Below are 25,428 nucleotides of genomic sequence, written 5' to 3'. Positions count from 1 at the left end.
GACCGACCGGACGGGGGCCGGTATGCGAACGGTGTGGCCGGGCCTGGGCGCTGTGGCCTGCGGGGCGCTGTTGTGCATGGCGGGCTGGTTCGGGGTGTCCGGCGAGCGGTTCGCGGAGCGGCAGATCCCCTGGCTGGCCTCCTGTACGGTGCCGGGCGCGGCCCTGATCGTGGCGGGTGCGGGGCTGCTGGCCGGGTGGCGGCCCGCGCCCCCGGCCCGGCCGGTGGCGGTGGCCCCGGCGGGCCCCTCCGCCACCGGCCCCCTGGTCAGGGTCCCCGGGGGCACCCTCGCCCACCGGCCGGACTGCCCGCTGGTGGACGGCCGCCCCGAGGCGTTCGCCGCGGACCCGGCGGACCCTGCGGACCCGGCGGACGGACTGACCCCGTGCCCGGTGTGTGAGCCCCCGTGGCCTCCCTGACGTACGAGCTGACCCTGGCGGGCCTCGCCGTCGGCAGCGCCGCCGCACTGACCGGCATCGGGCTGATCGTCACGGACCGGGCGACCGGCGTGCTGAACCTCGCCCACGGCGCGGTCGCCATGGTGTGCGCGTACGTCATGCGGGAGCTGGTGGTGCGGTGGTCCGTGCCGACGGGGGTGGCGGCGGCCCTCACCGTCCTGCTCTTCGCCCCTGCCGTCGGTCTGCTCCTGAACCTGCTCCTCTCCGCCCGCGACCGGCCCCGGGACCAGGTACGGGACCTCACGACGACGATCGGCGTGTTCGTCCTCCTCATCGGGGTGGCGGTGGCCGTCTGGGGGCCGGGGGCGCGGGCGGACGCTCCGGTGCTCTTCGGCTCCGAGCCCTGGCCGCAGCTCGCGACGGTGCTGCTGACGGCCCTCCTGGTCGCCTGGACCACCCGCCGTACGGCCTTCGGCCGCGATCTGCGCGCGGTGGTCGACAACCGCGCGCTCGCGGAACTGGGCGGCATCGACACGGCCCGCGTCGCGGCGGCCGGCTGGGCCTTCGGCGCGGCCACGGCGGGGCTGACGGGCATCCTGCTGGCCCCGTACGTCCGGCTGGACCCGTACGGGCTCCCGCTGCTGGTCCTGGAGGTCCTCGCGGTGGCCGTCGCCGCCCGGCTGCGCAGCCTCCCGGTGGCCGTCGGCGTCGCCCTCGCGATCGGGGTGGCCCAGGCGCAGCTCACCCGCTTCCATCCGGAGGGCTGGCCCGCGCCCTTCCTCCAGGCCCTCGCCGCCAACCTCTTCGCGGTCGCCCTGCTGGTGGCGGCCCTCCTCCCGGCGTCCCGCTCGGCGGCGCCGACGGTGGCGCCGGCCGCGGGGCCGGCCCGGGGCGGCACGCTCCCCCCTCCCGTACGAACCATCGCCTGGCTGGCGCTGGCCGGGCTGCTGCTCCTCCCGCTGCGCTTCGGCGGGGCCGGGCTGGACACCGCGCTGCGGATCCCCGCGCTCGCGGTGATCCTGCTGTCGCTGGTCCTGGTCACGGGCCGGGGCGGGCAGCTCTCCCTGGGGCAGGCCGCGTACGCCGGTCTCGGCGCGCTCCTCACCGCCCACCTGGCCGCCGCGGGCGTCCCGGAGCTGGTGTCCCTGGGGCTCGCCGCGCTCCTCGTCGCCCCGCTCGGCCTGCTGACCGGCGCCCCCGCGATCCGACGGCGCGGCCTGGCCGGAGCCGTACCGCTGAGTTCCGGCTCCGTGTCCTGGCGTACGGCCGACGTCACCCGTCTCCCGGCCCACGAACGGGCCCGCCGCGGGCTGTGCTTCGTACCGGACCGGCAAGCGGTGTATCCGTCGCTGCCCGTCGAGGAGAACCTCCGGCTCTTCGCCCCCGCCACACCTCCCCACGTGCCCGCGCCCACGCCCGAGCTCGCCCTCGCCGCCTACCCCGCCCTGGCCGCCCTCCTCGCCCGGACCACCGGCACCCTCTCCGGCGGGGAGCAGCGGATGCTCGCCCTCTCCCGGGCCCTGCTCAGCGCCCCCGGAACCGTTCTGCTGCTGGACGAGCCCACCCAGGGCATGTCCGCCGCCGTCGCGGCCCGTACGTACGAACTCCTCGCCGCCCGGGCCGCCGAGGGCGCCGCCGTGGTCCTCGCCGAACAGCGCCTGCCCCCGGCGCTCGCCCGCCCGGGGGTCCTGGTCCACGAACTGCGCCGCGGCACGGTGGTGTTCAGCGGCGAGGCAACGGAGTGACCACGGCCCCCGGCACCGGAGTCGCCACCGGCGGCACGGCCCCCGGCACCGGCACCGGCTTCGCCACCGGCACGGGCACGGGCACCGGCATCGGCACCGGCTTCGCCACCGCCGCCCCCTCCGGAATGACCAGCAGCATCCCGATCGCGATCACCCCCGGGTTCGCCCCGATCAGCGCCCGGTTCACCGCGTACAGCGCCTGCCAGCCGCCCACCACCTTGTGCCGGCGGGCGATCGCGTACAGGGTGTCCCCGGCCCGCACCGTGTGCATCCGGCCCGCCAGTCCGTACCTCTTCGAGCACACCGGCCAGGCGTCCCAGCCCTGCCGGGCGAGGACGTCCTCGGCGATCCGGATCTGCTGCGGGCGGCTCGCGAGATCGGCCCGCCGTGCGAACGCCAGCCCCCCGTACTCCTCCCACGTCGGCTGCCAGAACTGCAGTCCGCCGTAGAAGCCGTTGCCGGTGTTGACCGCCCAGCGGCCGCTGCTCTCGCAGTCGGCCACGCAGTCCCAGGGCCACTCCCCGCCCGGCCCGCAGTCACCGGGCCCGGTGCCGAGCAGTCCCGGCGCACCGGGGTGCGCCACCGCGGCGGGCCCGGGCGCGGGCGGTGGCGGGGCCGCTGCCGCCGCACCGGAGGGGAGTACGAGCACCAGTACGGCGGCAGCGGTGACGGCGGCGGCAGCACCGATCGCGCCTCGCCGGATCCCGAGGTTGGGCATCGCGTCACGCTACGCAGCCCCGCGCGCCCCTTCCCGCCTGCCACGCGGCGCGCCCCCGCAGCCCACCCGGTCGGCCGACGGCGCCCCCTCCCCCAAACCGCCATCTCCGGGCACCAACTGCGCACAATCAGAAAACAGTTGGCATGCAAACAAAGTCCCGGTCGGACGGTTCACTCTTCCGGGGGCCAGGTTCGATTCCGTTCCCTCCAATGGCGTGACCCCGGCCGCCGATCCCCCGTTGAGCCCGGCGAGCCGGGATCCGCCCGGCCCGGACCTATGCCGAGGAGCACCCCGTGCCGCGCATGCTCGACGTCAGTGATGAGGTACGTGCCGAGATCGGTGACGAAGAAGCCGAGAGGCTGCTCGTCGGCGACGACGCGCCGCGCAGTTACGACTGCACCTCCTGCCGCACCCCCGGCGACCCGGAGAGCGACCGCACCAGCACGGTGCTGTTCGTCGGCGAGGAGACCGCCGTCCTCGCCTTCGCCCACGCCACCTGCATCCCCTCGCAGGTCGTCACCGTCTCCGAGGAGCAGCTGCAGGGCGCCGTCCGCAGCATCACCGGCGACAGCCCGTCCCCCGCCGCTCCCGCCGTTACCCTCCCCGGTGGCGGCCCGCAGAACGTCCCCGGCGGCCAGGCCGTCCTCGGCATCACCAGCGGCCTGGTCCTGATCGGCGGCGAACTGCACCCCGCCCTGGTCGTCGAGCCGACCGCGCCGATCGCCCGCCCCGGCACCACCGGCCCCGGGGACGACTTCCTGCCGCTCCTCATCGAGCAGGGCTTCATCCCGGTCACGAACACGGCCGAGCTCCCCACCGCCCTCGGCGGCTGGTCGGTACTGCTCGCGGGCGGGCAGCTGCACGCCGTGCTGCAGCCGGGCACGGACGGCGGTCAGGTGGCCTGGTGGCAGGCGCACCAGGCCCTGTCGGTCACGGACGGCTGGCGGGCCGCCGTCAACAAGACCCAGCGCGTGCTCATCTACGCCGCCCCGGTCGGCTCCATCGGCCAGCAGCCCCGCGAGGACCTGCTGCGCGACGCCCTGGACAAGGCCGCCGCCGCGGGCAAGCTCGTGGCCGCCTCGATGCCCCTCGCCGGCACCGCGGGGGCCTGACCCCCAGCGGCTCAGAAACGGCCGCCGGGCCCCCTCCACCCCGGGGGCCCGGCGGCGTGCGCCGGTGGGGGTACCCCCAGCGGTAGCCGGGGGTGCGCGGTCCGTCCCGCGCACCCCCGGCTTCTTGCGTTTTCGCCCCGTTCACCCCGCATCCGCAGGGCACCGCGTTCGTTGGCTGGTACGTGCACTCATACGACTCCTCCCGCGCCCCCTCCCGTGCGAGCACCGTCTCGCACACCCCGATCTACGACACGCTGTACTCGGAGTACCTGCGCGCCTTCCGGGCTCTGCCGGGTGACCGTACGGGCGAGGAGGACCTCGGGTTCACGGCGTTCTCGTACGGGGGCGGGTACGGCGGCGGCGCCGGCAGCGTCAGCTCGTACGCCGGCGGCTGGAACGGTTCGTCATGGCAGCGCGCCGACAGCTGGCAGCCCTCGTACACCCCGCAGCAGCAGCCCGCCTACTCCTACGCCGGCGCCGCTTCCGAGCCCGCATACAGCGGCGGGCGGCAGCACCAGACCGGGATGACTCACATCCCGGCGGCCCTGCCGCCCGCTCCGCGCCGGGGCTACTGACCCCGGGGCGCCTACTTCTTCTTCTTGTACTGGGCGCCGCGCTTCTCGCGCACCCGCACCGAGATGTGGATCGGGGTGCCCTCGAAGCCGAACTCCTCGCGCAGCCGGCGCTCGATGAAGCGGCGGTAGCCGTGCTCCAGGAAGCCCGAGGCGAAGAGGACGAACCGCGGCGGCTTGCTGCCGGCCTGGGTACCGAACAGGATGCGGGGCTGCTTGCCGCCGCGGATCGGGTGCGGGTGGGCGGCGACGACCTCACCGAGGAAGGCGTTCAGCCGACCGGTGGGGATGCGCGTCTCCCAGCCCGCGAGGGCGGTCTCGATCGCCGGGACCAGCTTCTCCATGTGACGGCCGGTGAGCGCCGAGACGTTCACCCGGGGCGCCCAGGCGACCTGCTGCATCTCGGTCTCGATCTCGCGCTCGAGGTAGTAGCGGCGCTCCTCGTCGAGCTCGTCCCACTTGTTGTACGCGATCACGATCGCGCGGCCCGCCTCGACGGCCATGGTGATGATGCGCTGGTCCTGGACGCTGATGTTCTCGGTCGTGTCGATCAGGATGACCGCGACCTCCGCCTTCTCGACGGCGGCGGCCGTGCGCAGGGAGGCGTAGTAGTCGGCGCCCTGCTGGAGGTGCACCTTCTTGCGGATGCCCGCGGTGTCGACGAACTTCCAGGTGATGCCGCCGAGCTCGATCAGCTCGTCGACCGGGTCGCGGGTGGTGCCGGCCAGCTCGTTGACGACGACACGGTCCTCCTTCGCGACCTTGTTGAGCAGCGAGGACTTGCCCACGTTCGGGCGGCCGATCAGCGCGATGCGGCGCGGGCCGCCGGGGGCGGCGCCGCCGAAGGTCTGCGCGGGGGCCTCGGGCAGGGCTTCGAGGACGGCGTCCAGCATGTCGCCGGTGCCGCGGCCGTGCAGCGAGGAGACCGGGTGCGGCAGGCCGAGGCCCAGGGACCACAGGGAGGCCGCGTCGGACTCGCCGCTCTGGCCGTCGACCTTGTTGGCGCACAGCACGACGGGCTTGCCGGCCTTGCGCAGCAGGCGTACGACGGCCTCGTCGGTGTCGGTGGCGCCGACCTTGGCGTCGACGACGAAGACCACGGCGTCGGCGGCCTCGATGGCGTACTCGGCCTGGGCGGCGACGGACGCGTCGATGCCGAGGACGTCCTGCTCCCAGCCGCCAGTGTCGACGACCTTGAAGCGGCGGCCCGCCCACTCGGCCTCGTACGTGACGCGGTCACGGGTGACGCCCGGCTTGTCCTCGACGACCGCCTCGCGACGGCCGATGATGCGGTTCACCAGGGTCGACTTGCCGACGTTCGGCCGGCCGACGACGGCGAGGACGGGGAGGGGGCCGGCAGCGGCCTCCTCGAGGGCACCTTCGACGTCCTCGATGTCGAAGCCCTCTTCCGCGGCGAGCTCCATGAACTCCGCGTACTCGGCGTCGCCAAGTGCTCCGTGGTCGTGCTGGTCGTTCATGAAGTCCGTTCCTCGTCGTTCGTGGTGATCGGTGGTGCCCGCGCAGCGCGGTTCCACTACTAGGTCAAGTCTCGCTCAGCGCCCGGTGAGGCGCTTGGCATCGGCCAGGTGGGCGGTCAGCCGGTCCTGGATGCGTACGGTGGCCTGGTCAAGCGCGGTACGGGTCCGGCGGCCACTGCCGTCCCCTGCGTCGAAGGCCGAGCCGAAGACGACGTCGACCCGGCTCTTGAAGGCCGGCAGCCCCTTGACGAGCCGGCCCCGGGTGTCTCCGCTGCCCAGCACGGCCACCGGCACGATGGGCGCGCCGCTGCGGACCGCGAAGTACGCGAGCCCGGCGCGCAGTGAGGCGAAGTCGCCCTCGCCCCGGGTGCCCTCGGGGAAGATGCCGAGGGCCCCTCCATTGTCGAGCACGCCGAGAGCGCGGCCTATCGCCGTCCGGTCGGGGCCGTTACGGTCGACCTTGACCTGCCCGATCCCGTCGAGGAAGGGGCCGAGCGGGCCGACGTACGCTTCCTTCTTGATCAGGAAGTGCAGGGGTCGCGGCGCGGTGCCCATCACCATCGGGCCGTCGATGTTGTGCGAGTGGTTCACGGCGAGGATGACGGGGCCCGAGGCGGGCACCTTCCAGGCGCCGAGCACGCGGGGCTTCCACAGCCCGTACATGAGCCCGATGCCGATGCGCCTGCCGACCGCCGCACCCTTGAGGGAGGGCGCTTCACTCACTTGCGGCCCGCCCGCTTCTCTTCCACCAGGGTCACGACACACTCGATGACCTGGTCGAGCGTGAGCTCGGTGGTGTCGACCTCGACGGCGTCGCCGGCCTTGGCCAGCGGGGAGGTCTTGCGGCCGGAGTCCGCGGCGTCGCGCTTGATCAGCGCCGCCTTGGTGGCCGCGAGGTCGGTGGCCTCCTTGCCCCGGAGCTCACCGCTGCGCCGGGCGGCGCGCGCCTCGGGCGATGCGGTCAGGAAGATCTTGAGGTCGGCGTCGGGCAGGACGGTGGTGCCGATGTCCCGGCCCTCGACGACGATGCCGTCGGCCTCCGCGGCCGCCTCGGCCGCGATGGACCTCTGCAGCTCGGTGATCAGGGTGCGCACCTCGGGGACGGCGCTGACGGCGCTGACCTTGGAGGTGACCTCCTGGGTGCGGATGGGGCCGGCGGCGTCGAGGCCGTCCACGGTGATGGTGGGCGCGGCCGGATCCGTACCGGAAACGATGGCGGGCTTGCCGGCGGCGACGGCGATGGCCTCGGGGTCGGAGGTGTCGACCCCGTTCGTGATCATCCACCAGGTGATGGCCCGGTACTGGGCCCCGGTGTCCAGGTAGCGCAGCCCGAGCTTGGCGGCCACGGCCTTGGAGGTGCTGGACTTGCCCGTGCCGGAGGGACCGTCTATGGCGACGATCACGGCTGCCGGAGCTGCGGTTTCCACGGTGCGGGCACCTTCCTGGTTGCGCGTTGGAATGCGGGCGCACAAAAACGCCCCTGCTCCAGGTTACCGGCCCCCGACACCCCCCGGCCCCGCCCGTCCGGCCCCCCACCTCAACGAGGCCCCGCAGCCCCCTCCAGCCCCGCCGGGACGAATCCAGCCCCACCGGGCAAAAATCCAGCCTCGCCGGCGTTTGAGGCGTGGGGGTCCCCCCGGACGGAGTCTGGGGGAGGGTCCGGGGCGGAGCCCCGATCTTTCAGCCCCGCCGGCGTTTGAGGCGCTGGGGGTCCCCCCAGCGGTAGCTGGGGGAGGACCCGGGGGCAGCGCCGCCCGGGGGCAGCGCCCCCGGCAACGGCGCCGCACCGCTGCACGGGGTCCGGGGCCGAGCCCCGCACGCCGCGCCCGAAGGGCTACTGCTGCCGCAGCGCCCAGCCGCGCTCCCGCAGCTCGGCCGTGAGGCCGGCCACCGCACGCGGCTCCACCATCAGCTGCACCAGACCGGCCTGCTGCCCCGTCGCGTGCTCGATCCGCACGTCCTCGATGTTGACCCCCGCCCGCCCGGCGTCCGCGAAGATCCGCGCGAGCTCTCCCGGCTGGTCGGAGATGAGCACGGCCACCGTCTCGTACACCGTCGGCGCCGCGCCGTGCTTGCCCGGCACCCGCACCCGCCCCGCGTTCCCGCGCCGCAGGACGTCCTCGATCCCGGCGGCGCCGCCCCGCCGCTTCTCCTCGTCGGCCGACTGCAGACCACGCAGCGCCTCGACGGTCTCTTCCAGGTCGGCCGCGATCCCGGCCAGCACGTCCGCCACCGGCCCCGGGTTCGCCGACAGGATCTCCACCCACATCCGCGGGTCCGACGCCGCGATCCGGGTCACGTCGCGGATGCCCTGCCCGCACAGGCGTACGGCCGTCTCGTCGGCCTCCTCCAGCCGGGCGGCGACCATGCTGGAGACCAGCTGCGGGGTGTGGGAGACGAGCGCCACCGCCCGGTCGTGGGCGTCCGCGTCCATCACCACGGGGACGGCCCGGCACAGCGCCACCAGTTCGAGGGCCAGATTCAGCACCTCGTGCTCGGTGTCCCGGGTCGGGGTCAGCACCCAGGGGCGGCCCTCGAAGAGGTCCGCCGAGCCCGCGAGCGGCCCCGAGCGCTCCTTGCCGGCCATCGGGTGCGTGCCGATGTAGGAGGTGAGGTCCACGCCCAGTTCCGTCAGCTCGCGCCGCGGCCCGCCCTTGACGCTGGCCACGTCCACGTACGCACGGGCCATGCCGCGCCCTATGGCGTCCGCCAGGGTCGCCGCCACGTGGGCCGGCGGTACGGCGACGATCGCGAGGTCGACCTGACCCTCCAGGGGCTCGTCCGTGCCGGCCCCGAGGGCGGCCGCCGTACGGGCCTGGGCCGGGTCGTGGTCGACGAGGTGGACGGTGATCCCGCGGCCGGACAGGGCGAGCGCCGCGGACGTGCCGATCAGTCCGGTTCCGATGACGACGGCGGTTCTCACGGGTGCTCCAGGGGGTGCGTGCGGGATCACTGACTGTGCCCGGTCAGAGTAGCCAGAGAGGGCAGCGCGAGGGCCCGGCAGCCCTTCCCGTCCCAACCCGTGGGACGGGGGCCTCCGGGCCCTCTCCTAACGCGGGGTCAGAGCGCCTGCGCCTTGATGATGTCCTCCAGCGACCCCGACGGGACCTGGCCGTTCGGCGTCAGCTTGTCGACGGCCGACGGCAGTACCTGCGCGATCCGGTCGGCGGCCTGCTCCGTGCTGACACCCGCGTCCTGCGCGACCTTCTGCAGGGTGTCGGCCGGCAGCGCCTCCTGGATCTGGGTGCCGCTGACCGGCTTGTTCTCGCCCGTGCCGACCCAGGACTGCGCCTGGTCGAAGAGGCCGGACTTGGTCAGCATGTCGATCAGGCCGCCGAGCGGATTGCCGTTCCCGGCAGCCTGCGCACCTCCGCCACCACCGCCGCCGCCCATGAGCGCGCCGAGCAGGGACCCGAGGATGTTGCCGCCGGCGCCACCGCCCTGGCCGCCGCCGCCACCGAGGAGGCCGCCGAGAAGGGAGCCGAGGTCGTTACCCGCCATGGTGATGCCTTTCGAAGAGGGACCGGGCCGCGCGGACAGCGCCGTACCCGGCTTCGGGACACCGACAATCTCGCCCATACCGGGTCATGACGCCACTTGGCGCACAGTTCTCCGACCCTGCGGGGTAGAACGATCGGCATGATCTTCCACATCGTCCCGCTCGCCGACTGGACCGCCGCGCCCGACCTTCCGTACGCCCCGCCCTCGCTCGACTCCGAGGGGTTCGTGCACTGTTCGGCCGACCGGGCGACGGCCCTCGCGATCGTCGAGGCGCACTACCGGGAGCTGCCGGGCACCCTGCTCGCCCTGGAACTCGACGAGGCCGCCCTGACCGCGGAGGTCCGCCGGGCGGGTGATTCCGGCGGCCGATTCCCGCACGTGCACGGCCCGCTGAACCGAAACGCGGTGATCCGCGTGTGGGAGGTCGTACGCACTCCCGGCAGCCCTGCCTCACTGGCACCATGGCACCCGGCTCATCACTGACATCCCGCACCGCATGGCGCGGCGGGCTTCACCTCGGCGCCCCCACAGGCCAGGATGCTGCTCGCCCGACCGGCAACACAGCTGAGGAGACATCCATGAGCGACCCCACGACCACTGCCCGGCGCACCGTACTCGCGGTGGGAGCGGCCGCCCTGGCCGGCGGCAGCCTCGCCGCATGCGGCAACGGCGGCGGCGAGAAGGAGCAGCCCAAGAGCGAGTCGGGCAGCGCGGCGACCCCGTCCGCGGGGGCGTCCGCTCCGGCGGCGGGCGGCAAGGCCATCGCGAAGGCGGCGGACGTACCGGTCGGCGGCGGCACCGTCCTCAAGGACGAGAAGCTGGTGGTCACCCAGCCCACGGCCGGGTCCTTCAAATGCTTCACCGCGGTCTGCCCGCACCAGGGCTGCCTGGTCAACAAGGTGGCCGACGGCACCATCGACTGCCCCTGCCACGGCAGCAAGTTCAAGGCCACGGACGGAGCGGTGGCCCAGGGCCCGGCCACCAAGGGGCTGGCGGAGAAGAAGATCACCGTGGCGGCGGACGGCAATATCTCGCTCGCCTAGCGGCGGCCGCGGCGCCTAACCTCCCGGGATGGACGATCTGACACTGGTACGCGACCACACGGTCTACCGGTGCGTGATGGGGTCCCGGGCGTTCGGGCTGGCGACGGAGGCGAGCGACACCGACCGGCGCGGTGTCTACCTCGCCCCGACGCCGCTGTTCTGGCGGTTCGAGAAGCCCCCCACGCACGTGGAGGGCCCTCGGGACGAGGAGTTCTCCTGGGAGCTGGAGCGATTCTGCGAACTCGCCCTGCGCGCCAACCCGAACATCCTGGAGTGCCTGCACTCCCCCCTGGTGGAGGAGGCGACCCCGGTCGGCGAGGAACTCCTGTCCCTGCGCGGGGCGTTCCTCTCCCTCCGGGCCCACACCAGCTTCAGCCGGTACGCGGCTTCGCAGCGCGGCAAACTCCTCGCGGACGTCCGCGTGCACGGCGCCCCGCGCTGGAAGCACGCCATGCACCTGCTGCGGCTGCTCCTGTCCTGCCGCGACCTGCTGCGCACGGGCCGCCTCACCATCGACGCGACCCCGTACCGCGAGCGCCTCCTCGCGGTCCGCCGCGGCGAGTCCACCTGGGACGAGGTCGACGCCTGGATGACCCGCCTCCAGGAGGAGACCGAGGCGGCCCTCACCGGGACGCCCGTCCCCGCCGAACCGGACCTGGCCCGCGTCGAGGACTTCCTCCTGCGCACCCGCCGCGCGTCAGCCGCGTAGCGTCAGCCGGATCAAGCATCCCAGAGGGCTCCGAAGGCCAGGAGTTCGTCCCGGTACTCGATGCGGCCCTCCCATTCGCGGGGCCAGACGTCCGCACCGAGGTGGGCTCCCGCGAAGGCGCCCGCCAGGCAGGCGATGGAGTCGGAGTCGCCCCGGGTGCAGGCGGCGCGGCGCAGGGCCAGCAGGGGTTCTTCGGGGAAGAGGAGGAAGCACTGCAGGGCGGTGGCGAGGGCCTCCTCCGCGATCCAGCCGTCGCCCGTGGTCAGGCAGGGGTCGGTCTCCGGGGACGGGGTGCGCAGGGCCGCCGCGAGCCGGTCCAGGACCCCCAGGCACTCGTCCCAGCCGCGCGCCATGAAGGACTCCGGCGAAGCGTCGGAGGCGGTCCGCATCCACAGGTCGCCGAGCCAGCGCTCGTGATAGCGGGTGCGGTTCTCCAGGGCGTACGAGCGCAGCAGCCCGACCAGCCCCGTCACCTCGGTGCCGGCGGCCAGCAGGTACACCGCGCGGGCGGTCAGGTCGGAGGCGGCGAGCGCCGTCGGGTGGCCGTGGGTGAGGGCCGACTGGAGCTGGGCCGCGCCCGCCCGCTCCTCCTCCGTCCAGCCGGGCACCAGCCCCACCGGGACCACCCGCATGTTGGCGCCGCAGCCCTTGGAGCCGAGCTGGCTGGCGTCGCGCCAGTCCCGCTCGGGGAGCTTCAGCAGCGAGCAGGCACGCAGACAGGTGTTGCCCGGGGCGCGGTTGTTCTCCGGCGACTGGTACCAGTCGACGAACTCCTCGCGGACCGGGCGGGCGAGGCGCAGCGGGCCGACCCGGCCCCGGTCGGCGGCCGTCCGCATGCCGCGCGCCAGGGCGAGGGTCATCTGGGTGTCGTCCGTGACGATCGCCGGGCGGGGCAGCTTCATCTCCCGCCAGGGGCCGGTCTTGGCCAGGATCGAGGGCACGTCGTTGAACTCGGTCGGGAAGCCGAGGGCGTCGCCCAGGGCCAGACCGATCAGGGCGCCGGTCGCGGCTCGTTTCGTCTTCGAGGGCATCGAGGTCATCGGGTGGGTCCTTCCGGTCGGAGCAGAGGGGGATGCAGGGCGGTCGCCGGGCCGGCCCGGTAGACGGCGGCCGGTTTGCCGCGGCCGCCGGTGAGCCGGGCAGCGCCCGGTACGGCTTCCACGAAGCCGGGCGTGGCGAGGACCTTGCGGCGGAAGTTGGGGCGGTCGAGGGTGGTGTCCCAGACGGTCTCGTAGACGGTCTGGAGCTCCCCGAGGGTGAATTCGGGCGGGCAGAAGGCCGTGGCGAGGCAGGTGTACTCCAGCTTCGAGCCGATCCGCTCCCGGGCGTCGCCGAGGATCACCGCGTGGTCGAAGGCGAGCTCGGCGACCTCCCCCACCGGCATCCAGCGGGCTTGCGCCGCGTCGCCGCCGCCCTCCGCCGCCGGCTCCGGCAGGTCGGGGACCAGTGCCGTGAAGGCCACGGAGACCACCCGCATCCGGGGGTCCCGGTCGGGCTCGCTGTAGGTGCGCAGCTGTTCCAGGTGCAGGGCGGCCACCACGGGCTCCGCCAGGCCGGTCTCCTCGGCCAGTTCGCGGCGCGCGGCGACCTCCGCGGATTCCCGGGGCAGGACGAAGCCGCCGGGGAGCGCCCAGGCCCCCTCGTACGGCTCCTGGCCGCGCCGGATCAGCAGCACGTGCAGCCGGCCGGCCCGTACGGTGAACACCGCGAGGTCGACGGTCACCGCGAACGGGGCGAAGGCGTGAGGGTCGTAGCCCGCGGGCAGCGCGCCACTCATCGGGTCTCCGGCAGCGGGTCGGCGAAGTGCCGGCCCTCGGCGAGCAGTTCGTCGACCGCCGCCACCGCGGTCGCCAGCCGCTCCTCGCGGTCGCCCCGTACGAGGAGGAAACGCCTGCCGGTGCGTTCCAGTTCCTCCCGGAACCGCCCGGTCATCCAGGGCCGCAGGTGCGGGCCGTCGCGCAGCCCGTCGTCCTCGAAGGGCACCTCCGCGTGGTCCGTCAGCAGGTACAGGTCGCGCCGGGTGAGGGAGGCGGTCCTCTCGACCTCCTCGTTGCGTCCGCCGAGGTACCGCTCGTGCCAGATGCCGGTCGCGAAGGAGTCGGTGTCGCAGAACAGCACCGGTGAGCCCAGCCGGGCCGCCCTTTCCTCCTCCGCGTCCTGCCGCCGGGCGATGACCGGGAACTCCTCCGAGGTGAAGGTGACGTCCGCCCAGCCGGCCGCCGGGTCGGCGGCGCGCGCCGCTGCCAGCTTCTCCTCGCTGTACCGGCGCCCGTACTCGGCGACCCAGCCCGTCGCGGCCCAGACCCCGCCGCGCCGCCGGTAGTGCTCGGCCAGCGCCCGCGACAGCGTGGTCGTGCCGGTGGACTCGGCGCCCAGTACGACGACCCGCCGGGCCAGGGAGGCCCGTACGGCGGGCCCCAGGTAGTCCCAGCAGCCGACGGGGTCGGCCCGGACGGCCGTCCCGGAGACCGGGAACAGCGTCCGAGCCGGGTCCACGCAGACCTCCTCGGCGCCGAACCGCCGCGCGAGCTCGGTCCCGTACGCCTCCGAGCTGAAGACGGCGTCGACGGGCCCGCCGACCGCTGCCCGGAAGATCTTCATGTGCGCCTCCCAGACCGCCGGGTCCGTGAGGTCGACCGGGATGTCGTCGATCGCGCCGACGACGTCCGCGCCGGGGTGCTCCTCGCGCATCCAGGCGACCCGGTCGGCGAGCGGGACCGACTCCACGGAGGCCGCGCAGACCAGCACGGTCAGCCGGTCGCAGCGGTCCTGGGCGGTGCGCACCAGGTGGTGGTGGCCGGCGTGCGGCGGGTAGAACTTGCCGAGCACCAGGCCGTGTCCGTAGCGCCTCATGCCGTCGCCTCCAGGGTCGTACGGGCGTCCCGCGCGGGGAGCGCCCGCCGCCAGCCGAGCAGCCCGTACACGCAGAGCCCGAGGAAGCCGACGTAGAGGACCGCGGTCAGGTGGAGGTCCTTGTACACGTACAGCGGGATGTACACGAGGTCCGCGGCGATCCACAGCCACCAGGACTCGACGAGCTTGCGGCACTGTCCGTAGGTGGCCGCGAGCGAGAGCCCGGTCGCCGCGGCGTCCCAGAAGGGGACGGTGGAGTCGGTGGCGCGGCTCAGCAGCAAGGTGAGGGCGAAGACCCCCACCGCCCCCGCCGCGGCCAGCCAGACCCATTCGGTGCGCGTGGTGCGGCGTACCGGCAGGGCTTCGGCGATTCCTGGTCCACCCCCGTGGGTCCAGGACCACCAGCCGTACGCGGCGAGGGCGATGAAGACGATCTGCAGGCCGGCGTCGGCGTAGAGGCCGACCTGGGTGAACAGCACGATGAAGAAGAGGTTGTTGGCGATGCCGACAGGCCAGTTGGCGATGTGCCGGCGGGCCACGAGCCAGACGCACAGCGCACCAGTGGCGAATCCGATTACCTCGGTCCAGCTCATGACGGCCTCTCACTCCCTTTTATAGTCAGGTTGACTATAAACAGGGGAGGGGGGTCCGGACAAGGGAAAAGGGAAAGCCCGCGGCGCCGTGAGGCACTGCGGGCTTTCCCTTGGATCAGGCGGGCGGGCGGACTACAGACCGACCTCGCGCATCAGCATGCCGACCTCGGTGTTGGTCAGGCGGCGCAGCCAGCCGGACTTCTGGTCGCCCAGCTCGATCGGGCCGAAGGCGGTCCGGACGAGCTTGTCGACCGGGAAGCCGGCCTCCGCCATCATGCGGCGGACGATGTGCTTGCGGCCCTCGTGGAGGGTCACCTCGACCAGGTAGTTCTTGCCGAGCTGGTCGACGACGCGGAAGTGGTCGGCGCGGGCGTACCCGTCCTCCAGCTCGATGCCGTCCTTGAGCCGCTTGCCGATCTCGCGCGGCAGCGGGCCGGTGATGGCGGCGACGTAGGTCTTCTTCACGCCGTACTTCGGGTGCGTGAGGCGGTGGGCCAGCTCACCGTGGTTGGTGAGGAGGATGATGCCCTCGGTCTCGGTGTCGAGCCGGCCGACGTGGAAGAGACGCGTCTCACGGTTGGTGACGTAGTCGCCGAGGCACTGGCGGCCGTCCGGGTCCTCCATGGTGGAGACGACGCCGGCGGGCTTGTTCAGCGCGAAGAACAGGTACGACTGGGTGGCGACGGTCAGGCCGTCCACCTTGATCTCGTCCGAGGGCTTCACGCGCTTGCCCTGCTCCAGCACGATCTCGCCGTTGACCTCGACGCGCGCCTGCTCGATGAGCTCCTCGCACGCGCGGCGCGAACCCATGCCGGCGCGGGCGAGGACCTTCTGCAGGCGCTCGCCCTCCTCCTCGGCACCCGGGAAGGTCTTCGGGGTCTTGATCACGGGCTTGTCGGCGTACCGGTCGCGCACGCGCTCCTCGATCCGCGCCTCCAGCTCGCGCGGCTTGGACTGGCCGCTGCGGCTGCCGGGGCCGATGCGCGGGCCGCCGGCGCCGCCAATGCCCGGGGTACGGGAGACCTTGGGGCCGCCCTTGGCGCCACCGCGCGCAGCCGCGCCACGGGCGCCACCGCCGCCGGCCTTGGGGCCCTGGCGGCCGCTTCGCTCGCCCTCGGGGCCCACGTCGTAGCGACGCTCCTCGGGGCGGGGGTTGCGGATGCGGGGCGCGGGCTCGCGGTCGGAGCCGCCACCCTGGTAGCCGCCACCGCTGGAGCTGCCGCCGCTGCGGTAGCCGCCGGAGGAGCTGCCACCGCGGGAGCCGCCACCCTGGTAACCGCCACCAGAGGAGCTACCACCACGGGAGCCACCACCCTGGTAACCGCCACCAGAGGAGCTACCACCACGGGAGCCACCACCCTGGTAACCGCCACCAGAGGAGCTACCACCACGGGAGCCACCACCCTGGTAACCGCCACCAGAGGAGCTACCACCACGGGAGCCACCACCCTGGTAACCGCCACCAGAGGAGCTACCACCACGGGAGCCACCACCCTGGTAACCGCCACCAGAGGAGCTACCACCACGGGAGCCACCACCCGAGCCGCTGCCGCCGCCGGAGCCGCTACCGCGGTAGCCACCACCGCCGCCGCTGGAGCTGCCGCCGCGGGAGCCACCGCGCGCGCCGCCACCACCGCCGCCGCTGTTCCTGTTGCCACCGTTGCCGTTGCCGCTGCTTCGCATCAAATGTCCGTCGTCTTGTCGTCGTCTTCATCAGTGTCCGGTGCGTCCGGATCGAACGACGGCACACCTTCTTGCGTCTCGGCTTCGATCGCGTCCGCCTCGGGGAGGAAGGGCGCGAGCTCCGGGAGCTCGTCCAGGCCTCGTAGGCCCATCCGCTCCAGAAAGTAGTTCGTCGTCCTGTACAGGATCGCACCTGTTTCGGGTTCCGTCCCCGCCTCCGCCACCAGACCCCTCTGGAGGAGGGTCCTCATGACCCCGTCGCAGTTGACTCCGCGGACCGCGGAAACCCGTGACCGGCTCACCGGCTGGCGGTACGCGACGACCGCCAGGGTCTCCAGGGCGGCCTGTGTGAGCCGGGCCTGCTGGCCGTCCAGCACGAAGCCCTCGACGGCCGGGGCGTACTCCGCCCGCGTGTAGAAACGCCACCCGCCGGCGACCATGCGCAGCTCGAAGCCGCGCCGCTGCACCGTGTACTCGTCGGCGAGCTCCCGCAGCGCGTCCGCCACCTCGCGCGGGGTGCGCTCCAGCACCTTGGCGAGGTGCGCCTCGGTCGCGGGCTCGTCCACGACCATGAGAACGGCTTCCAGCGCCGGCTTCAGCTCCAGCACGCCCACGTCGCTACTCATCCCTCGGCCTCCACGATGATCTGGTCGAACTCGTCGGTCACGGTCGGCATGCCGTCGCCGTCCCCGCCGCTCCAGCGGACGGTGAGGGTCCGCAGGGCCTCCTCCTGGTCGAGGACGACCGCCTTCTCCCGGTAGAGCTCCAGGAGGGCCAGGAAGCGGGCGACGACGGTGAGGGTGTCCTCGGCGTCCTCGGTGAGCTCCTGGAAGGTGGCCTCCCCGCGCGCCTTCAGCATCCGCACCACGAGCCCGGCCTGCTCGCGCACACTGACGAGGGGTGCGTGGATGTGGTCCACGTAGACCTGCGGCTTGGCCTTGGGCTGCATGGCCTTGACGGCGAGCCGGGCGAAACCGTCCGCGCCGATGCCGAGGACGACCTCGGGGAGCAGGTCGGCGTGGTGCGGCTCCAGACCGACGGTCCGCGGGTACCGCTTGCCCTCGGCCTCGGCCCGGCCTTCGAAGATCTCGGCGATCCGTTTGTACGCCCGGTACTGGAGCAGCCGCGCGAAGAGCAGGTCCCGCGCCTCCAGCAGGGCGAGGTCGCCCTCGTCCTCCACCTCGGCGACCGGGAGCAGCCGGGCGGCCTTGAGGTCGAGGAGGGTGGCGGCGACGACGAGGAACTCGGTGGTCTGGTCGAGGTCCCAGTCGGGCCCCATGGCCCGGATGTGGGCCATGAACTCGTCGGTGACCTGGGACAGCGCGACCTCGGTGACGTCGAGCTTGTGCCGCGAGATCAACTGCAGCAGCAGATCGAACGGCCCCTCGAAGTTGGCGAGCCGCAACGTAAACCGCCCATCGCCTCCGGCGCGGCCGACGGTGTCCTCCCCCTGGGCCGGGCCGCTTTCGGCGGAGCCGGCGGCCGGGTCCGGCACAGAGCACGCGTCGCGCCCCGGTACGGACTCGTCGGGGGCCCAGGAGCCGTCCTCGGGCCCCGGCCCGGCATCGACCGCCCCGGACCCCTCAGCGGCCCCCTCAGGGCCCGCGGGCGCCTCGACGCCGGGCGTGTCCGGGTCCCCTCCCGGCGTGCCGGGGCCGCGGCCCAGGAGGCGGCGGGGAGGGCGGCCGGGTTCGGCGGGGAGGGGCATCGAGGTCCAGGGTGGTGCGGAAGGGGCGGGTGTACGGGGACGGCCGGGGTGACCCGCCGCCACCAGCAGCCTAGGGGGTGTCCCGCGGATCACCCCGGATCGGCAACCAGAGGGTCTCCCCCGACCGAAGCCGGGCGGCCGGCGGAGCCCCTGGGGCGAGGGGCGACGCCCCTGGCCGGGCCGCAAGCTCGGCCGGCGCCGCAGATCAGCGCCGCGAGAGGCTGGGCCCGCAGGCCCGGCAGCGGGCAGGGCCGACGCCGCGGGCCCGGGCGGAGAAGGGGCAGGGCCTCAGGCCCGGGGCCTGGGCCGTTTCCTGCGGATCGGGCCGGTGCCCGCAGGCGCGGACGGGGCCGGGTGTGCGGTGGGGCGTCCCCGCAGGGCGTCGAACGCAACTACCCTCGGCCCACCGACCCCTCGAACCGTTCGACGCCCGAGGAGACGCCCCGGCGCGCGCCCGGACCCGGCCGGGCCGGCACCCCCCGACCCGCTCCGGTGGAACCGGCCTAGAGCCGGCCCGGTCAGGGCCGCAGGTCACGGCCCGGAAGGGCCGGGGCCGCAGGCCCGGGAGCGGAGTCAGGCCCGCAGATCACGGCCGGGAGGGGCCGGGGCCGCAGGCCCGGGAGCGGGGTCAGGCCCGTAGGTCGGGGCTGGGGAGGGGCAGGGCCGTAGGCCCGGGAAGATTCGGGGCGGGGCCGGAGGGGCTGGAACGGGGGTGTTCCTGCCGGGAGGCGCGGGGCCGGCGGGCGCCCGTCGGTGCGGGGGCGGACCTGCCGGCGGGCCGGAGCGTTGCGCGGGGAGAGTCGGCCGCAGGGCGGTCAGCGGCCGCGGAGGCGGCGGACCAGGATGCTCGCGTCCCCGCGGGACTCAAGGTCCGCGAGGACCACCGCCACCGCCTCGCGGACGATGCGGCCCCGGTCCACCGCGAGGCCGTGCTCCCCGCGGAGCACCAGCCGGGCGTGCTCCAGGTCCATGAGCTCCTCCGCGGAGACGTAGACCGTGATCTTCTCGTCGTGCCGCTCGCGCCCGCTGGGCCGCCGGTTCGCGCCCCGGCCCTGGCCCTTGCCGCGGCCGGCCGCGGGGCCGGTTCCGTTGACAGAACCTTCCTGCGGCCGCCGCGGTGCGCCCACGACGGGCTCCGTACCGGCCGCGGCCTCCCGGCTGCGGCCCTCCCCCGCCGTGCCCTCCGCCGAGGCGGCCGAGTGCTCCCGGGCCCCGGCACCGACTCCGGCACCGGCGGACGCCTCCTCGGCTCCCCGCCTCGGCGAGGACGCCTGGAGGGCCATCCCCCCGGTCGTGCGGAACAGTTCGTCGGCTCCGGGCAGACTCACTCGGCGGGACACCGGGCGAGCACCTCCCTGGCCAGCTGGCGATAGGCGGCGGCGCCGACGGAGTTGGAGGCGTACGTGGTGATCGGCTCGCCGGCGACCGTGGTCTCCGGGAAGCGCACGGTCCGCCCGATGACCGTGTGGTAGACGTGGTCGTCGAAGGCCTCGACGACTCGCGCCAGCACCTCACGGCTGTGCACCGTACGGGAGTCGTACATCGTGGCGAGGATGCCGTCGAGCTCCAGCTCGGGGTTGAGCCGCTCCTGCACCTTCTCGATGGTCTCGGTCAGCAACGCCACACCACGCAGCGCGAAGAACTCGCACTCCAGCGGGACGATGACCTTGTGAGCCGCCGTCAGGGCGTTCACGGTCAGCAGACCGAGCGAGGGCTGACAGTCGATCACGATGTAGTCGTAGTCGGCCATCAGGGGCTTCAGGGCCCGCTGCAGCGTCGACTCGCGCGCGACCTCGCTGACCAACTGCACTTCCGCAGCGGACAGGTCGATGTTGCTCGGCAGCAGGTCCATGTTGGGGACCGCCGTCTTGAGCAGCACCTCGTCGGCCGACATGCCCCGCTCCATGAGCAGGTTGTAGACCGTCAGGTCGAGTTCCATCGGGTTCACGCCGAGACCCACGGACAGCGCGCCCTGCGGGTCGAAGTCGACGAGCAGCACGCGGCGCCCGTACTCGGCGAGCGCCGCACCCAGGTTGATGGTCGACGTGGTCTTGCCCACGCCGCCCTTCTGGTTGCACATCGCGATGATCTTCGCCGGACCGTGGTCCGTCAGCGGACCCGGGATCGGGAAGTACGGGAGCGGGCGTCCGGTCGGGCCGATCCGCTCACGGCGCTGACGGGCAGCGTCGGGAGCGAGGGTGGCCGCGTACTCGGGGTCCGGTTCGTACTCCGCGTCGGGGTCGTAGAAGTGCCCTTCGGGCACGTTGTCGTAGTCGGCGAAACCCACGGGCTTTTCGCCGCTCAGGTCGCCGGCCCTGGAGTTCACGTCTAGGCCGTCCATGCTCTTTTGGGGCGTCGTCAGGTGCTGGTGGTTTGCGAAGGTGCGTACTGCGACGGAGCCGACAGCCTCGAGCCCGGCAGGGCCTTCGCCCCGCGCGGGCATCCCCGCTCGACCACCCCCAGGAGCAAATGTCGACTCATTCACAAGTCGTCTTACCTCCTCGGACGTGACCAGGACACTTATCGATAGGTCAGCGTGGCACCATGCCGACGGTTGGCGACTCTATGGCGTGTCACCACTCAGCGGCAACACAATCCGCCGGACCCGGCACGATGTGTCGGCAACCGAACAACACTCTGTCAAGGGCGCACGGACTCTCGCCGCGAAGTTTCGCGGGTGTGCGAAAGGGTTAAAGGGTTACGTTCGAGGCGAGTTGAGCGGGGTTTGCGGGCTCCTCGCAAACGCGTCCGGCCGGACCTTGCGGGCAAGGTCCGGCCGGATACGTGAGATTGACGTCAGTCGTTGACGTGTCAGCCGAGCAGCGTGCTCAGCTCGAGGGTCTCGAGGCCGTGGGCCTCGGCGACGGGACCGTAAACGACCTGCCCGTCATGGGTGTTGAGGCCCAGGCCGAGCGCGGGGTCGCGACGCAGCGCCTCGACCCAGCCGAGGTTCGCAAGCTGCACGATGTAGGGCAGCGTGGCGTTCGTCAGCGCGTAGGTGGAGGTGTTCGGCACCGCGCCCGGCATGTTGGCGACGCAGTAGAAGACCGAGTTGTGGACCTGGAAGGTCGGCTCGGCGTGGGTGGTCGGACGGGAGTCCTCGAAGCAGCCACCCTGGTCGATCGCAATGTCGACAAGGACACTTCCGGGCTTCATCTTGGCGACGAGCTCGTTGGTGACCAGCTTCGGGGCCTTCGCACCCGGGATCAGCACCGCGCCGATGACGAGGTCGGCCTCGATGACGGCCTTCTCCAGCTCGTAGGCGTTGGAGACGATCGTCTTGATCTTCGTGCCGAAGATCTTGTCGGCCTCGCGGAGCTTGTTGATGTCACGGTCCAGCAGGGTCACGTGGAAGCCCATGCCGACGGCGATCTGCACGGCGTTCCAGCCGGAGACGCCGCCGCCGATGACCACGCACTCGCCGGCGTGGGTGCCGGGGACGCCGCCGGGGAGCACGCCGCGGCCGCCGACCGAGCGCATCAGGTGGTAGGCGCCGACCTGCGGGGCCAGACGGCCCGCGACCTCGGACATCGGGGCGAGGAGCGGGAGCGCGCGGTTGGCGAGCTCGACCGTCTCGTACGCGATGGCGGTGGTGCCGGACTCCAGGAGGGCGTCCGTGCACTCGCGGGAGGCCGCGAGGTGCAGGTAGGTGAAGAGGGTCTGGTCCTTGCGGAGGCGGTGGTACTCCTCCGCGATGGGCTCCTTGACCTTGAGCAGCAGGTCGGCGGTGGCCCAGACCTCGTCCGCGGTACCGAGGATCTCGGCGCCGGCGGAGACGTACTCGGCGTCCGTGATCGAGGAACCCACACCGGCGTTCTGCTCGATGAAGACCTGGTGGCCGTTGCGGACGAGCTCGTGGACACCGGCGGGGGTGATGGCCACGCGGAACTCGTTGTTCTTGACCTCGCGGGGGATGCCGACCTTCATCGTCGATCACGGTCCTTGACTCAGGGGGATTTAACGGGGCACTTCCATACATACCCGCCCACAAGAACGCGCAACGGGATGCACCACGAGATGACGTGGTGAACCCAGTTTATTGAAGGATTGTCGCGTGTCTAGCCTTGCAAACAAATAATCTTAGTCGGATCCACTGCGGATTTCGCAGGCTGCGGGGTCGTCTCCCAGCAATCTGTCCGCTGCGGACCGGTGCAGCCGTGCGGCTGCGGGGTCGCCCAGTCGGTCCAGCGTGTCGGCCAGGCGGACCTGCAGCGCGGCCTGGAGCCGCTGGTCCCCGACCCGGCGCGCCAGCTCCACCGCCTCGCGGCAGGTGTGCAGCGATTCCTCCGGCCGGCCGGCGTACTCCTGGACCCGCGCCATCTCGCTCAACGCCTTTGCCTGGCCCGGCACATCCGCCAGCTTCCGGTACCCGGCGGCGGCGGCCCGCCAGCTGCGCAGCGCGTCCCCGTACCGCCCCGCGTACGTGTGCACGTTCCCGAGGCGCCCGTACAGCCGGGCCTCGTCCGCGCGCTCGCCCCGAGCGAGGGCCTGGGACAGGGCCCGGCCGAACCAGTCGGAGGCCCGGTGCCAGTCCGCGAGCTCCTGATAGGCACCGCCTACGGATTCCATCGCGCGGCCGCTCGCGTACGGGTCGTTCGCGGCCTTTCCCGCGACCAGAGCCGCCCGGTAGCGCTCCAGCGCTTCCTGGGTGCGGCCGGTCTCGGCGTCCAGATCGGCCAGGTTCAGCAGCGCGGCGGCCTGCTCCCGGTGCAGGCTGCGGCGCTCGGCCACGTCCAGGACGAGACGGTGCAGCCCGTACAGCTCGGGGGCGGCCCCGGCGGTGCCGCGGTGCTCCGCGAGGGCCCGTACGAGGCCCGCGACCAGCCGGCGGGCCAGCGTGTCCAGCTCCCCGTCGGCCACCGCCAGGGAGGCGGCGGCGCACAGCGCGGGCAGCCGGGTGTCCAGCCAGGTGGCGGCGGCCCGCCGGTCGGGGAAGCGCAGGGCGCGCGGCAGCCCGTCCAGCACCTCCCGCACGGCGTCCTCATCCTCATCCGCCATCGCCCGGCAGGAGTGCAGCAGCCGTACGGTCCGCTCCAGCATCCGGGCCCGGGCCAGCTGGACCTCCGCCGGGCGCTCCTTGGCCTCCAGCAGGGCATGGAGCAGCGGCGCGAGGGAGCCGGGCAGCAGGAACAGCCCGTCGTGGGCATGGCGTACGAGGCCCAGCGCGGCGAAGTCGTCCAGCGTCGACTGGGCCGCGGCCACGGAGCAGCCGGCGAGGGCGGAGGCGGTGTGCGAGTCGATGGTCCCGGCGGGGGCGAGCGGCAGCAGCCTCAGGGTCCGCTGGGCGGGCTGCGGCAGGTTCTCGTAGACGAGCCGGAAGCAGCGGGCGAGCGGGCCGCCGGTGGCGGCCGGCATGTCGTGGAGCTGCTTGGCCACGTCGGCGACGGAGGCCTTGGGGTGGGCGGCGAGCCAGCCGCCGACGAGCACGAGCGCGGCGGGCTGGCCCCCGCACTCCTCGGCGAGGGCTTCGGCCGCTCGGGGGTCTGCGGTGACGCGGGTGTCGCCGATGCGGTGGACGAGCATCCGCACGGCGGAGGGGGTGTCGAGCCCTCCGAGGGTGCAGGGCCGGACGTCGGGGATGCCGGTGAGCGGCCCCTCGGCGGTGACGACGACGAGGCACTCGGGGGTGTCCGGGAGCAGGGCGTCCACCTGGTGCGGGTCGGCGGCGTCGTCGACCAGGATGATCACGCGCTTGCCGTCGAGCGCGGTGCGCAGGGCGGAGCTGAGCTCGTCCTCCCCGGCGCCGGGGGGAGTACGCCGTCCCAGCGCCTCCAGCAGGCCCCGTACGGCCCGCTCGGTGGCGACGGTCTCCCCGCCGGGGGCGGTGAGCCGGGTCCGGAGCACCCCGTCGGGGTACTCCTCGGCGACCTCCCGTACGAACGCCTCGGCGAGGGCGGTACGCCCGGACCCCGGCCGCCCGGCGACGAGCAGCACCCGGGCCCGGGGTGCCTTGGCCTTCCGGCCCGAGAGGGTGTCGAGCCCGGTCCGTGCGATGTCCTCGCGCAGCTCCTTGAGCTCACGCCGCCGCCCGACGAAATCCGTCACGGATCCGCTCCTCTCATGCCCCTGCCCTTCGGGGATCCCGAGCGTAGTTCACGCAGAGCGACGACCCGTGTGGAGCGCGGCGGGCATATCCCCTGATCGGATCAGCGGATGGTCCTCTTTTCAACGCGCCGCCCGCACGGTTCGGCCCTGGCGGGCCTTACCGCCGCGCTGCGGAGCAGCGCGTGTCACCGTGCGCCGCTGCGCCGGACTCCGTCCGCCGTCCTGCCGGGCGGCGTCCCCGAGCCGCGCCTCGTGCCGGCCACGGTCTGCAGGCCTCCCGCTGCGCGGAGCCGTCCCCGACCCCGCCCTTCCGTTCCCTGGGGCTCAAACGCCGGCGAGGCTGAAATTGCCCTCCGGGCAATCCAGCCGCGCCAGGCGGACGGCATCAGCCGAAATCCAGCCCGTCCGGCGTTTGAGGACTGGGGGTCCCCCCGGACGGAGTCTGCGGGAGGGTCCGGGGCGGAGCCCCGGTCTCTCAGCCGCACCGGGCATCCGGCATCAGCCCAAATCCAGCCCCGCCGGCGTTTGAGGCGCGGGGGCGCGGGGGCGGAGCCCCCGGAGCGGGGCCGCGGGGAAACGACGGGCTACGCCTCGTACGGGCGGGCCGGCCAAGGGGCGTCGGCCCGGCGGAGGGCGTCGAGGCCGCCCTCGGAGGCAAGGGCCGCCGAAAGCGCCAGCACGCCCGTCACCAGCCCCGGGTTCCCCAGCTCGCCCGCCAGGACGCCCCGGACCAGGTCCGCGAGGGGGACCCAGGTGACCTCCATGTCGGCCTCCTCGGAAGAGGTCTCCGCATAGCGCTCGCCCTCCGCCTCGGAGACCTCCCGCGCCAGGAAGATCCGGATGGCCTCGTCGGAGCCGCCCGGGGAGGCGTAGAAGTCGGCGAGCACCCGCCAGTCCTCCGCCTTGACGTGGGCTTCCTCGGCCAGCTCGCGCCGCGCCCCGTGCAGCGGGTTCTCCCCCGGTACGTCGAGCAGCCCGGCCGGCAGTTCCCACAGCCGCCGCCGCACCGGGTGCCGGTACTGGCTCAGCACCAGGACCCGCCCGGCCTCGTCGAGGGCCAGCACGCAGACCGATCCGGGGTGCACCTGGTAGTCGCGGCGCGCGACCGATCCGTCGGGCATCCGGACCTCGTCGGAGTCGACCGCCGTCTTCGCGCCCTGGAACGGCCGCTGCGTCGACAGCGTCTCCCAGCTCTCCGACGTGTCCTTGATGTTCATGCCCCGAAGCCTCCACAACGCGCGACAGCCGGGGCACGGAACTCCGTACCCCGG

General features: G+C 73.4%; 25 protein-coding genes. 7 read left to right on the top strand and 18 right to left on the bottom strand.

Features of this window, described 5'->3' with window-relative positions:
• Window positions 1-22: 22 nt before the first annotated feature.
• Window positions 23-418 carry a hypothetical protein gene (locus OG625_RS30170; protein ID WP_329387299.1) on the top strand — a complete coding sequence of 132 codons (396 nt, stop codon included), beginning with the start codon at window positions 23-25 and terminating at the stop codon, window positions 416-418.
• Window positions 406-2,142 (top strand): ABC transporter permease subunit, encoded by a 1,737-nt coding sequence (locus OG625_RS30165; protein WP_329387297.1) that lies wholly within the window; start codon window positions 406-408, stop codon window positions 2,140-2,142. The genes OG625_RS30170 and OG625_RS30165 overlap by 13 nt, the downstream gene beginning before the upstream one ends.
• Here the strand turns inward: OG625_RS30165 and OG625_RS30160 are convergent.
• Window positions 2,120-2,860 (bottom strand): LysM peptidoglycan-binding domain-containing protein, encoded by a 741-nt coding sequence (locus tag OG625_RS30160; RefSeq protein ID WP_329387295.1) that lies wholly within the window; start codon window positions 2,858-2,860, stop codon window positions 2,120-2,122. The genes OG625_RS30165 and OG625_RS30160 overlap by 23 nt on opposite strands.
• A gap of 293 nt (window positions 2,861-3,153) precedes the next feature.
• On the opposite strand from OG625_RS30160, the gene OG625_RS30155 reads away from it, so the two are divergent.
• Together OG625_RS30155 and OG625_RS30150 are read left to right on the top strand one after the other, a co-directional pair.
• Window positions 3,154-3,972 carry a hypothetical protein gene (locus tag OG625_RS30155; protein WP_329387293.1) on the top strand — a complete coding sequence of 273 codons (819 nt, stop codon included), beginning with the start codon at window positions 3,154-3,156 and terminating at the stop codon, window positions 3,970-3,972.
• A gap of 182 nt (window positions 3,973-4,154) precedes the next feature.
• On the top strand, window positions 4,155-4,547 hold the full coding sequence (locus OG625_RS30150) for a hypothetical protein (RefSeq protein ID WP_329387290.1): 393 nt from the start codon (window positions 4,155-4,157) through the stop codon (window positions 4,545-4,547).
• Window positions 4,548-4,558: 11 nt separating this feature from the next.
• Here OG625_RS30150 and der read toward each other — a convergent pair whose 3' ends face one another.
• From der to OG625_RS30125, 5 genes are all read right to left on the bottom strand, one after another.
• On the bottom strand, window positions 4,559-6,022 hold the full coding sequence (gene der, locus OG625_RS30145) for a ribosome biogenesis GTPase Der (protein WP_329387288.1): 1,464 nt from the start codon (window positions 6,020-6,022) through the stop codon (window positions 4,559-4,561).
• Between the two features lie 75 nt (window positions 6,023-6,097).
• On the bottom strand, window positions 6,098-6,787 hold the full coding sequence (locus OG625_RS30140; protein WP_443067804.1) for a lysophospholipid acyltransferase family protein: 690 nt from the start codon (window positions 6,785-6,787) through the stop codon (window positions 6,098-6,100).
• Window positions 6,742-7,449 carry a (d)CMP kinase gene (gene cmk / locus OG625_RS30135; protein ID WP_329387286.1) on the bottom strand — a complete coding sequence of 236 codons (708 nt, stop codon included), beginning with the start codon at window positions 7,447-7,449 and terminating at the stop codon, window positions 6,742-6,744. Before cmk ends, OG625_RS30140 begins: the two co-directional genes overlap by 46 nt.
• Before the next feature lie 407 nt (window positions 7,450-7,856).
• Window positions 7,857-8,945, bottom strand: coding sequence for a prephenate dehydrogenase (locus tag OG625_RS30130; RefSeq protein ID WP_329387283.1), 1,089 nt, complete (start codon window positions 8,943-8,945; stop codon window positions 7,857-7,859).
• 137 nt (window positions 8,946-9,082) lie between these two features.
• Entirely contained in the window at window positions 9,083-9,601 is a 519-nt protein-coding gene (locus OG625_RS30125) for a YidB family protein (RefSeq protein WP_443067803.1), read from the bottom strand.
• A 60-nt stretch (window positions 9,602-9,661) separates the two neighbouring features.
• Between OG625_RS30125 and OG625_RS30120 the strand changes: the two genes are divergently transcribed.
• The 3 genes from OG625_RS30120 to OG625_RS30110 all read left to right on the top strand — a co-directional run bounded on the left by OG625_RS30120 (window position 9,662) and on the right by OG625_RS30110 (window position 11,275).
• The gene (locus tag OG625_RS30120; protein ID WP_329387278.1) at window positions 9,662-10,006 is read left to right on the top strand and encodes a DUF952 domain-containing protein; all 345 of its coding nucleotides are present in this window, start codon (window positions 9,662-9,664) and stop codon (window positions 10,004-10,006) included.
• A gap of 95 nt (window positions 10,007-10,101) precedes the next feature.
• A complete protein-coding gene (locus OG625_RS30115) occupies window positions 10,102-10,566 on the top strand; it encodes a Rieske (2Fe-2S) protein (protein WP_329387276.1) in 465 nt (154 codons plus the stop codon).
• A gap of 28 nt (window positions 10,567-10,594) precedes the next feature.
• Window positions 10,595-11,275, top strand: coding sequence for a nucleotidyltransferase domain-containing protein (locus OG625_RS30110; protein ID WP_329387273.1), 681 nt, complete (start codon window positions 10,595-10,597; stop codon window positions 11,273-11,275).
• An 11-nt stretch (window positions 11,276-11,286) separates the two neighbouring features.
• On the opposite strand, the gene OG625_RS30105 is transcribed toward OG625_RS30110, so the two are convergent.
• The 12 genes from OG625_RS30105 to OG625_RS30050 form a co-directional block, all read right to left on the bottom strand.
• Window positions 11,287-12,315, bottom strand: a complete 1,029-nt coding sequence (locus OG625_RS30105; RefSeq protein WP_329387271.1) for an ADP-ribosylglycohydrolase family protein — start codon at window positions 12,313-12,315, stop codon at window positions 11,287-11,289.
• A complete protein-coding gene (locus OG625_RS30100; RefSeq protein WP_329387269.1) occupies window positions 12,312-13,052 on the bottom strand; it encodes an NUDIX hydrolase in 741 nt (246 codons plus the stop codon). Before OG625_RS30100 ends, OG625_RS30105 begins: the two co-directional genes overlap by 4 nt.
• Window positions 13,049-14,128, bottom strand: a complete 1,080-nt coding sequence (locus OG625_RS30095) for an AAA family ATPase (protein WP_329387266.1) — start codon at window positions 14,126-14,128, stop codon at window positions 13,049-13,051. The genes OG625_RS30100 and OG625_RS30095 overlap by 4 nt, the downstream gene beginning before the upstream one ends.
• Entirely contained in the window at window positions 14,125-14,721 is a 597-nt protein-coding gene (gene pnuC / locus OG625_RS30090; protein WP_329387264.1) for a nicotinamide riboside transporter PnuC, read from the bottom strand. Before pnuC ends, OG625_RS30095 begins: the two co-directional genes overlap by 4 nt.
• A 132-nt stretch (window positions 14,722-14,853) precedes the next feature.
• Entirely contained in the window at window positions 14,854-16,404 is a 1,551-nt protein-coding gene (locus OG625_RS30085) for a pseudouridine synthase (RefSeq protein WP_329387262.1), read from the bottom strand.
• Window positions 16,404-17,030 (bottom strand): SMC-Scp complex subunit ScpB, encoded by a 627-nt coding sequence (gene scpB, locus OG625_RS30080; RefSeq protein WP_329387260.1) that lies wholly within the window; start codon window positions 17,028-17,030, stop codon window positions 16,404-16,406. The genes OG625_RS30085 and scpB overlap by 1 nt, the downstream gene beginning before the upstream one ends.
• Complete coding sequence (locus OG625_RS30075) at window positions 17,027-18,112, bottom strand: segregation/condensation protein A (RefSeq protein ID WP_329387258.1); 1,086 nt, start codon at window positions 18,110-18,112, stop codon at window positions 17,027-17,029. Before OG625_RS30075 ends, scpB begins: the two co-directional genes overlap by 4 nt.
• A gap of 815 nt (window positions 18,113-18,927) precedes the next feature.
• Window positions 18,928-19,452: a hypothetical protein gene (locus tag OG625_RS30070; RefSeq protein ID WP_329387256.1), complete on the bottom strand. Its 525-nt coding sequence runs from the start codon at window positions 19,450-19,452 to the stop codon at window positions 18,928-18,930.
• On the bottom strand, window positions 19,437-20,555 hold the full coding sequence (locus tag OG625_RS30065; protein WP_329387254.1) for a ParA family protein: 1,119 nt from the start codon (window positions 20,553-20,555) through the stop codon (window positions 19,437-19,439). Before OG625_RS30065 ends, OG625_RS30070 begins: the two co-directional genes overlap by 16 nt.
• Window positions 20,556-20,923: 368 nt before the next feature.
• On the bottom strand, window positions 20,924-22,039 hold the full coding sequence (ald, locus tag OG625_RS30060) for an alanine dehydrogenase (protein ID WP_329387252.1): 1,116 nt from the start codon (window positions 22,037-22,039) through the stop codon (window positions 20,924-20,926).
• A 153-nt stretch (window positions 22,040-22,192) separates the two neighbouring features.
• A complete protein-coding gene (locus OG625_RS30055) occupies window positions 22,193-24,157 on the bottom strand; it encodes a tetratricopeptide repeat protein (protein ID WP_443067802.1) in 1,965 nt (654 codons plus the stop codon).
• 584 nt (window positions 24,158-24,741) lie between these two features.
• A complete protein-coding gene (locus tag OG625_RS30050) occupies window positions 24,742-25,374 on the bottom strand; it encodes an NUDIX hydrolase (protein ID WP_329387250.1) in 633 nt (210 codons plus the stop codon).
• Between the last annotated feature and the right edge of the window lie 54 nt (window positions 25,375-25,428).

The sequence above is a fragment of the Streptomyces sp. NBC_01351 genome (genome assembly GCF_036237315.1).
Classification (GTDB): domain Bacteria; phylum Actinomycetota; class Actinomycetes; order Streptomycetales; family Streptomycetaceae; genus Streptomyces.
This window is presented reverse-complemented; position numbering and strand designations above follow the sequence as displayed.